Here is an 8,265-nt window from a genome sequence, read left to right on the forward strand (position 1 = left end):
CCCCCCCCCCCCCCCCCCCCCCCCCCCCCCCCCCCCTCCCCCCCCCCCCCCCCCCCTCCCCCCCCCCCCCCCCCCCCATGTCCCCCGCCCCTCAGGCCGCCGTAGCCAGCTCTTCGCGCGGGACGAACCGCACGTGCGGGCGGCCCGGGCGGAGGTCGAGCTTGAGGCGGAGGCCGCCCACGCGGGCCAGCATGAAGCCGACGCCGAGCGCGGCCACCAGTGAGAACGCACCGCCGACCACCATGCCCGTACGGACCCCGTAGGCGTCGCTGACCCAGCCGACGATCGGGGCGCCCACCGGCGTACCACCGGCGAAGACCATCATGTACAGGCTCATGACCCGGCCGCGCATCGCCGGGTCGGCGGCCATCTGGACGCTCGTGTTCGCGCTGATGTTGGTCGTCAGGCCGATCATGCCGATCGGGACCAGCAGGATCGCGAAGAGCCAGACGGACGGCGACAGGGCCGCGACGATCTCCAGCAGACCGAACGCCGTGCCCGCGGCCACCAGCATCCGCAGCCGCGAGGATCGGCGACGGGCGGCGAGCAGGGCGCCGGCGAGGGAGCCGGCCGCCATGAGGATGTTGAAGAACGAGTACATCCCGGCGCCGCCGTGGAAGATCTCGTCCGCGAAGGCGGTGAGCCAGATCGGGAAGTTGAACCCGAACGTGCCGACGAAGCCGACCAGGACGATCGGCCAGATCAGCTCGGGGCGGCCGGAGACATAGCGCAGGCCCTCCCGCAGCTGCCCCTTGGCGCGCGGTACGACAACCGCCTTGTGCAGTTCGCTCGTACGCATCATCAGCAGACCGACGAGCGGGGCGAGGAACGACAACCCGTTGAACATGAACGCCCAGCCGCTGCCGACCGTGGTGATCAGGACACCCGCGACGGCGGGGCCGATGAGCCGGGCGGACTGGAAGTTCGCAGAGTTGAGACTGACCGCGTTCCGCAGCTGGGCGGGGCCCACCATCTCGGAGACGAACGACTGGCGGGCCGGGTTGTCGACGACCGTCACCATGCCGAGCAGGAACGCGATGAGGTAGACGTGCCACACCTGGACGACGCCGGAGAGCGTGAGCACCGCGAGGGCAATCCCGCACAGGCCGAGAGCCGCCTGGCTGACGAGAAGAAGCTTCCGCTTCGGGAGACGGTCGGCGATGACGCCGCCGTACAGGCCGAAGAGAAGCATCGGAAGAAACTGGAGGGCCGTGGTGATGCCGACGGCGGTGGCGGACCCGGTGAGGCTCAGGACGAGCCAGTCCTGTGTGATGCGGGACATCCAGGTACCGGTGTTGGAGATCACGGCGCCCGTGGCGAACAGGCGGTAGTTACGGATCTTCAGCGACGAGAAGGTCCCGCCGGGCTTGCTCTCGTGGGTGGAAGTCGGTGCGGGGGCGGAGTCTGCTCCGGATCCCGTACTCAAAAGGGTTCGCCTCCTCGGGCGTATACATTTCGCTGACTGACGGGATGCAGCAGTGCGGGCGGTGCGCCGGCTGTGATCCGGCGCGGCCGGCCCCGCTACAGGTGGGCGAGCTTCTCCAGCACGGGCGCCGCCTTGCGCAGCGTCTCCCACTCTTCCTCGTCCAGGCCCTCGGCGAGGGCGGTCAGCCAGGCGTTCCGCTTGGAGCGGCTCTCTTCGAGCATGGCTTCCGCCTGTTCGGTCTGGCTGACCATCTTCTGGCGACGGTCATCGGGGTGCGGTTCCAGTCTGACCAGTCCCTTGGCTTCCAGCAGCGCGACGATGCGAGTCATCGACGGAGGCTGCACATGCTCCTTGCGGGCCAGCTCACCGGGCGTGGCCGAACCGCAGCGGGCGAGCGTGCCGAGCACCGACATCTCGGTGGGGCTCAGCGACTCGTCGACGCGCTGGTGCTTCAGGCGTCGGCCGAGCAGCATCACGGCGGAGCGAAGGGAGCTCACGGCGGCCGCACTGTCGCCGTCGTGGATCAGGTCAGGCATGTTTATTAGCGTAACTCATTACCTACCCTAAAGACCATTCGTGTTACACGCGCGAGAGCCACATCACCCAATCGATCACCCAAACGAGTGAGTCGGGTCCGGAAAGTGACGCGAACCGACCTCGTGGGCCGTAACCCTGCTTGCCATGGGATCGACTGTGCTCAGCCTGCGGATAGACGGTGAGCTGCTCGACCGGCTCAGGCAGCATGCCGCCAAACGCGGAATGAGCGTCCAGGACTACGTCGTCCGGACGCTCATTCGCGATGACTTCGACGAGCGCTTCAAGGCGGCCGTCGACGAGACGGAGAAGTTCTACGGTTCGGAAGGGACCGCAGGGATCAGGGCGGAAGAGGTCACGTGAGGCCGAGGGCCGGCATCGCGTAGTAGAAGACGAAGACCGCCGACACCACGTACATGGCCGCCGGCACCTCGCGCCAGCGCCCGGCCACGACCCGCAGCACGGAGAAGGCGATGAAGCCGATACCGATGCCGTTGGTGATCGAGTACGTGAACGGCATCATCAGCATGGCCAGGAAGGCCGGGATGGCGAGCGTGTAGTCGCTCCAGTCGATGTCCCGCACCGAACCCGAGATGATCAGGAAGCCGACCGCCAGCAGCGCCGGAGTGGCCGCCTGCGACGGGACCATGGTCGCCAGCGGCGTCAGGAACAGCGCCACCGTGAACAGCAGACCCGTCACGATGCTCGCGAAGCCGGTGCGGGCACCTTCACCGACACCCGCCGTGGACTCCACGAAGCAGGTACCCGCCGAGGCGGAGCTCGCACCGCCCGCGGCGACCGCGATGCCGTCGACGAACAGCACCTTGTTGATGCCGGGGAAGTTGCCGTCCTTGTCCGTCAGCTTCGCCTCGTCGCCGACACCGAGGATGGTGCCCATCGCGTCGAAGAAGCAGGACAGCAGCACGGTGAAGACGAACAGGATGCCGGTGAGCACACCGACCTTGTCGAAGCCGCCGAACAGACTGACCTTGCCGATCAGCCCGAAGTCCGGGGTGGCGACCGGGTTGCCCGGCCACTGCGGAACGGTCAGGCCCCATGCCTCGCCCGGCAGATCGGCGACCGCGTCGATGATCATCGCGACGACCGTCATCGCGACGATGGAGATCAGGATCGCGCCCGGCACCTTGCGGACGATCAGCGCGAGGGTGAGCAGCGCGCCGAGGATGAAGACCAGAACCGGCCAGCCGTTGAGGTGACCGTCGCTGCCGAGCTGGAGCGGCACGGTGGTGTGCGCGGCGTCCGGGATACGGGAGACGAAGCCCGAGTCGACCAGGCCGATCAGCAGGATGAAAAGACCGATACCGATCGCGATGCCCTTGCGGAGCGACTTCGGCACGGCGTGCATCACGCGTTCACGAAGCCCGGTCGCGACCAGCAGCATGACCACGATGCCCGCGAGGACGACCATGCCCATCGCGTCCGGCCAGCTCATCCTGGGAGCGAGCTGAAGGGCCACGACGGTGTTGACGCCGAGGCCGGCGGCCAGCGCGATCGGCACATTGCCGATGACACCCATCAGGAGCGTGGAGAACGCGGCAGTCAGCACGGTGGCGGTGACCAGCTGCCCGCCGTCGAGCTGGTGCCCGTACATGTCCTTCGCGCTACCGAGAATGATCGGGTTCAGCACGATGATGTACGCCATTGCGAAGAACGTGGCGAATCCGCCGCGGATCTCGCGCGCAACCGACGACCCCCGCTCGGAGATCTTGAAAAAACGATCCAGGCCGTTGTGCGGCTGAGGAGCCGGAGACTGCTTGGAGTCGACCGAAGCGGTGGCCGAGGGGGACATGTATGACCTCAGTCGTACGTAGAGGGGGGTTAAAAGTAGCCAGCTTTGGACTTTTACACGAATAATTCGAGTCAGCCGTAAGCAGATTCAGTATGAATACATAAGGCGAAGATCGCTATCTCCGCGCGTAGACCCTTGAGCCGGCAGGCCTGCCGGCCTTTATGCATGCCGTCTTTACGGGGTCCGGGAGGGGGCCGCAGATGGGCCCATACACTGAGGTCATGGCGAAGTGGACACCGAAGCACGAGGCACCCGAGGCCCTGGAGGGGCCCGTCGTCGCCACCATCACCGGCGGCACGATCCTCTGGTTCGTCCTCTTCCTGGTCCAGCTGCCCTTCTACGGCTGGTTCGACGACCACGGGCACCTGTGGTGGGTGTGGACCTGCCTGGCCGGTGCGGGGCTCGGCCTGATCGGCATCTGGTACGTACGGGGGCGCGACGCGGCGATCAAGCGGGCAGCCGCGGCTGAGGCTTCCGCGCCGAGCGCCGGGACGGACACGGAGGGCACGTCGGGCGCCACGGAGTGAAACCGTCCGGCGCCTCGGTGCCGCCGCCCGGCACCGTCCGACAACGCCCGGCATCAGGACCTCCGTACCACCTCAGGACCATTTCCCTCCTCCCCCGGTCTGATCTTCGGACCCTCAGTGGGTGAATCGGACGATCCACCCGTACCGTCGGAACCATGACGCAGCGGGCACCCCACTCCTTCGGCGAGCAGGCCCCCGGGGCATCCGGCACCTCCGGCCGCCCCGGACCGGCCATGATCGACGCCGGGTCCGAGCTCGACCCGGTCCACCCGATGAAACTGCCGGCCCCGGCCGTGAGCACCCGCGGGCTGACCGCGGCCGAGGTGGCCGAGCGGATCGCCCGCGGTGAGGTCAACGACGTACCCGTCCGCTCGTCCCGTTCCGTCCGCGAGATCGTCCGCGCGAACGTCTTCACCCGGTTCAACCTGATCATCGGTGTGCTCTGGCTGATCATGCTGTCCGTCGCGCCGATCCAGGACAGCCTCTTCGGCTTCGTGATCATCGCCAACACCGGCATCGGCATCGTCCAGGAGTGGCGGGCCAAGAAGACCCTCGACAGCCTCGCGGTCATCGGCGAGGCCAAACCCACGGTGCGGCGCGACGGGGTCCCGGCCGAGATCTCCACCTCCGAGATCGTCCTCGGCGATCTCGTCGAGCTGGGCCCCGGCGACAAGGTCGTCGTGGACGGCACGGTCGCCGAGGCCGACAGCCTGGAGATCGACGAATCGCTGCTCACCGGCGAGGCCGACCCGGTGCTGAAGCAGCCCGGTGACCTCGTGATGTCCGGCAGCTTCGTCGTCGCGGGCGGCGGCTCGTTCGCCGCCACCAAGGTCGGCCGCGAGGCCTACGCCGCACAGCTCGCCGAGGAGGCGTCCCGCTTCACCCTCGTCCAGTCCGAGCTGCGCACCGGCATCTCCACCATCCTCAAGTACGTCACCTGGATGATGGTGCCGACCGCGATCGGCCTGATCATCAGCCAGCTCGTCGTCAACAACAACGACCTCAAGGGGTCGGTCGCCCGGACCGTCGGCGGCATCGTCCCGATGATCCCGGAAGGCCTGGTGCTGCTCACCTCGGTCGCCTTCGCGATCGGTGTCGTACGGCTCGGCCGCAAACAGTGTCTGGTGCAGGAACTCCCCGCCATCGAGGGTCTGGCCCGCGTCGACGTCGTCTGCCTGGACAAGACCGGCACCCTCACCGAGGGCGGCATGGACGTCACCGAGGTCAGGGCGCTGGGCGGTGCGGACGACACGTACATACAGCGCGTGCTGGGTGCCCTCGGCGCGTCCGACCCCCGGCCCAACGCCAGCCTGCAGGCCATCGTCGACGCCTGTCCCGACGGGGAGGAGTGGCGGTGCACGCAGTCCCTGCCGTTCTCCTCGGCCCGCAAGTACAGCGGCGCCGCGTTCGACGAGGGCGGCGGCCGGGCGTCGGCCTGGCTCCTGGGCGCGCCCGATGTGCTGCTGCCCGAGCAGGACCCGGCGCTCACCGAGATCGAGCAGCTCAACGAGCAGGGGCTGCGGGTGCTGCTGCTGGCCCGCGCGCAGGGCGAGCTCGAAGGGCCGGGCATCGCCGCCGGAGCCGTACCGAGCGCACTGGTCGTCCTGGAACAGCGGCTGCGGCCGGACGCCGGGGAGACGCTGGCCTACTTCGCCGACCAGCGGGTCGCCGCGAAGGTCATCTCCGGTGACAACGCGGTCTCCGTCGGCGCGGTCGCCGGAAAGCTCGGCCTGCCGGGCGCCGAGAACACCCTGGACGCGCGCCGGCTGCCCACCGACCCGGACGAAATGGCCACGGCCATGGAGGAGAACGCGGTCTTCGGCCGGGTCACCCCGCAGCAGAAGCGGGACATGGTCGGCGCGCTCCAGTCCCGCGGTCACACCGTCGCGATGACCGGCGACGGCGTCAACGACGTGCTGGCGCTGAAGGACGCCGACATCGGCGTCTCCATGGGTTCGGGCTCCGAGGCGACCCGGGCCGTCGCCCAGATCGTGCTGCTCAACAACAGCTTCGCGACGCTGCCGTCCGTCGTCGCCGAGGGCCGCCGGGTGATCGGCAACATCACCCGGGTCGCCACCCTGTTCCTGACCAAGACCGTCTACTCGGTGCTGCTGGCGATCCTGGTGGTCTGCTTCCAGGTCGACTACCCGTTCCTGCCGCGCCATCTGACCCTGCTGTCGACGCTGACGATCGGCGTCCCGGCGTTCTTCCTGGCTCTCGCCCCCAACAAGGAACGGGCCCATCCGCACTTCGTGCGCCGCGTCATGCGGTACGCGATCCCGTCGGGCGTCATCGCCGCCGTCGCCACCTTCGTGACGTATCTGATCGCCCGGCACTACTACTCCGGTACGGGTGCGCTGGACGCGGAGACCAGCGCGGCCACGCTCACGCTGTTCCTGGTCTCGATGTGGGTCCTGGCGATCATCGCCCGCCCGTACACCTGGTGGCGGATCTGCCTGGTGGCAGCGATGGGGCTGGCGTTCCTGATCGTGCTGGTGGTGCCGTGGCTGCAGAACTTCTTCGCGCTGAAGCTGGTGGGAGCGGCGATGCCGTGGACCGCGGTGGGGATCGCGGTGGTGGCGGCGGCCGGCCTGGAGTTCGCCTGGCGGCTGGTCGGCCGCCGCTTCCCGGTGTAGCGCCCTGCGGCAACCGCGGCCCGGGACGCGAACGGGCCGTGCCCGGGAGGACGGGAGCCGTCCCCGGACACGGCCCGGAGTGCTGCGTGGTGGTGCTGGTGCGTACGTGGAAGTACGCGGGAACTGCTTCGGGAACTACTACTTCACGTCGACGAAGTCACCCGCGGTCGTGACGGCCGGGGTGGTGGACGTACCGGCGAAGCTGTAGCGCCAGTAACCGTCGACCGACGCCTTGACCGTGGTCTTCAGGTTGCCCGTGCTGTTCGTCTTGATCGTCTTGACCGTGGTGTACGTGGAGCTGGTCTTCTTGCGGAACTGGAGCTTCACCGGCTGCCCGGTGTAGCCCTGGTACTTGAAGGTCTCCCAGTTGGCCCGCGACAGCTTGCCGGTGACCGTGATCGTCCCGCCCTTCTTCACCGGCTCCGGGGCGGCGTTGACCGTCAGCTTCGACAGCCGCTGCACGCGGGCGGTGCTGTAGAAGTCGGTGTAGGCGATGTCGGTCTCGTTACCGGCGCGCGCACCCGCGGTGACGTGCCAGGTGCCGGCCAGGGAGTTCTTGTACAGGTCGTAGCGCGGGTAGACCGTGAAGGTCAGCTTGCAGGTCGAGGTCGTCGCGTTGACCTTGGTGCACTTCGCCGCGTCCTCGTTCGGCAGGATGGCCCCGTCGATGGTGTTCTGGGAGGACGGGTCCGTGCCGTGCCACAGGTCGGCGTAGGCGTCGACGACACCGGACGCGTGCGACGCGGTGACCGAGACGGAGATCGTCTTCGAGGCGGTGGTGCCCAGGACGATGTCCTTGCCGCCGTTGACGACGACCTTGGAGATGACGGGTTCCGCCGTGGCCGCGCGGGTGGCCGCGGCGGCCTTCGACGATCCCTTGGCGGCGGTGCCGAAGACCTCGGCACCCGACGTCGGCTTGTGCAGGTTCGCAGCAGAGTGGTCGCCCGCCTGGGCGGCCGGAACGGCAAGAGCGGACAGGGCCAGGGCGCCGGAGACGGCAGCAACAGTGGCACGAATGCGCATATGTTTCCCCAGTGGAGAAAGGGGCCCCGCGGGTACGTGGTGCGACCCGGGCGGGGCTCGTTGGGTCTGAGAGTCTGCTGACTCGAAAGACCAGACCTCTTACGCATGTGAAGGGTTGTACGCAAAGTGGAGTTCTTGTGTGTCGTCCCGCAGTGAGAAACGCGGCGACCCACGCGGAGGGGGGGGGGGGGGGGGGGGGGGGGGGGGGGGGGGGGGGGGGGGGGGGGGGGGGGGGGGGGGGGGGGGGGGGGGGGGGGGGGGGGAGGGAGAGGGGGGGGGGGGAGTGCGTGATCGAACGGTTGACGGGAA

Annotated in this window: 7 protein-coding genes; 3 read left to right on the top strand and 4 right to left on the bottom strand. The window is 68.6% G+C overall.

The features are described 5' to 3' along the window. Positions 1-91: 91 nt before the first annotated feature. Positions 92-1,426, bottom strand: a complete 1,335-nt coding sequence (locus ACZ7IB_RS29425) for an MFS transporter (RefSeq protein ID WP_470916814.1) — start codon at positions 1,424-1,426, stop codon at positions 92-94. Positions 1,427-1,521: 95 nt separating this feature from the next. After that, positions 1,522-1,962 carry a MarR family winged helix-turn-helix transcriptional regulator gene (locus ACZ7IB_RS29430; protein WP_470916815.1) on the bottom strand — a complete coding sequence of 147 codons (441 nt, stop codon included), beginning with the start codon at positions 1,960-1,962 and terminating at the stop codon, positions 1,522-1,524. Positions 1,963-2,107: 145 nt separating this feature from the next. On the opposite strand from ACZ7IB_RS29430, the gene ACZ7IB_RS29435 reads away from it, so the two are divergent. Next, positions 2,108-2,323, top strand: a complete 216-nt coding sequence (locus tag ACZ7IB_RS29435) for a ribbon-helix-helix protein, CopG family (RefSeq protein ID WP_189280946.1) — start codon at positions 2,108-2,110, stop codon at positions 2,321-2,323. Here ACZ7IB_RS29435 and ACZ7IB_RS29440 read toward each other — a convergent pair. Then, positions 2,316-3,770 carry an NCS2 family permease gene (locus ACZ7IB_RS29440; RefSeq protein WP_470916816.1) on the bottom strand — a complete coding sequence of 485 codons (1,455 nt, stop codon included), beginning with the start codon at positions 3,768-3,770 and terminating at the stop codon, positions 2,316-2,318. The genes ACZ7IB_RS29435 and ACZ7IB_RS29440 overlap by 8 nt on opposite strands. 221 nt (positions 3,771-3,991) lie before the next feature. On the opposite strand from ACZ7IB_RS29440, the gene ACZ7IB_RS29445 reads away from it, so the two are divergent. Together ACZ7IB_RS29445 and ACZ7IB_RS29450 are read left to right on the top strand one after the other, a co-directional pair. Further along, entirely contained in the window at positions 3,992-4,297 is a 306-nt protein-coding gene (locus ACZ7IB_RS29445; RefSeq protein WP_470916817.1) for a DUF2530 domain-containing protein, read from the top strand. 155 nt (positions 4,298-4,452) lie between these two features. Beyond that, positions 4,453-6,933, top strand: coding sequence for an HAD-IC family P-type ATPase (locus ACZ7IB_RS29450; protein ID WP_470916818.1), 2,481 nt, complete (start codon positions 4,453-4,455; stop codon positions 6,931-6,933). Positions 6,934-7,071: 138 nt separating this feature from the next. Here the strand turns inward: ACZ7IB_RS29450 and ACZ7IB_RS29455 are convergent, their stop codons facing one another. Then, positions 7,072-7,956, bottom strand: a complete 885-nt coding sequence (locus tag ACZ7IB_RS29455) for a DUF5707 domain-containing protein (RefSeq protein WP_470916819.1) — start codon at positions 7,954-7,956, stop codon at positions 7,072-7,074. Between the last annotated feature and the right edge of the window lie 309 nt (positions 7,957-8,265).

The organism is Streptomyces sp. NPDC037301, from assembly GCF_055602785.1.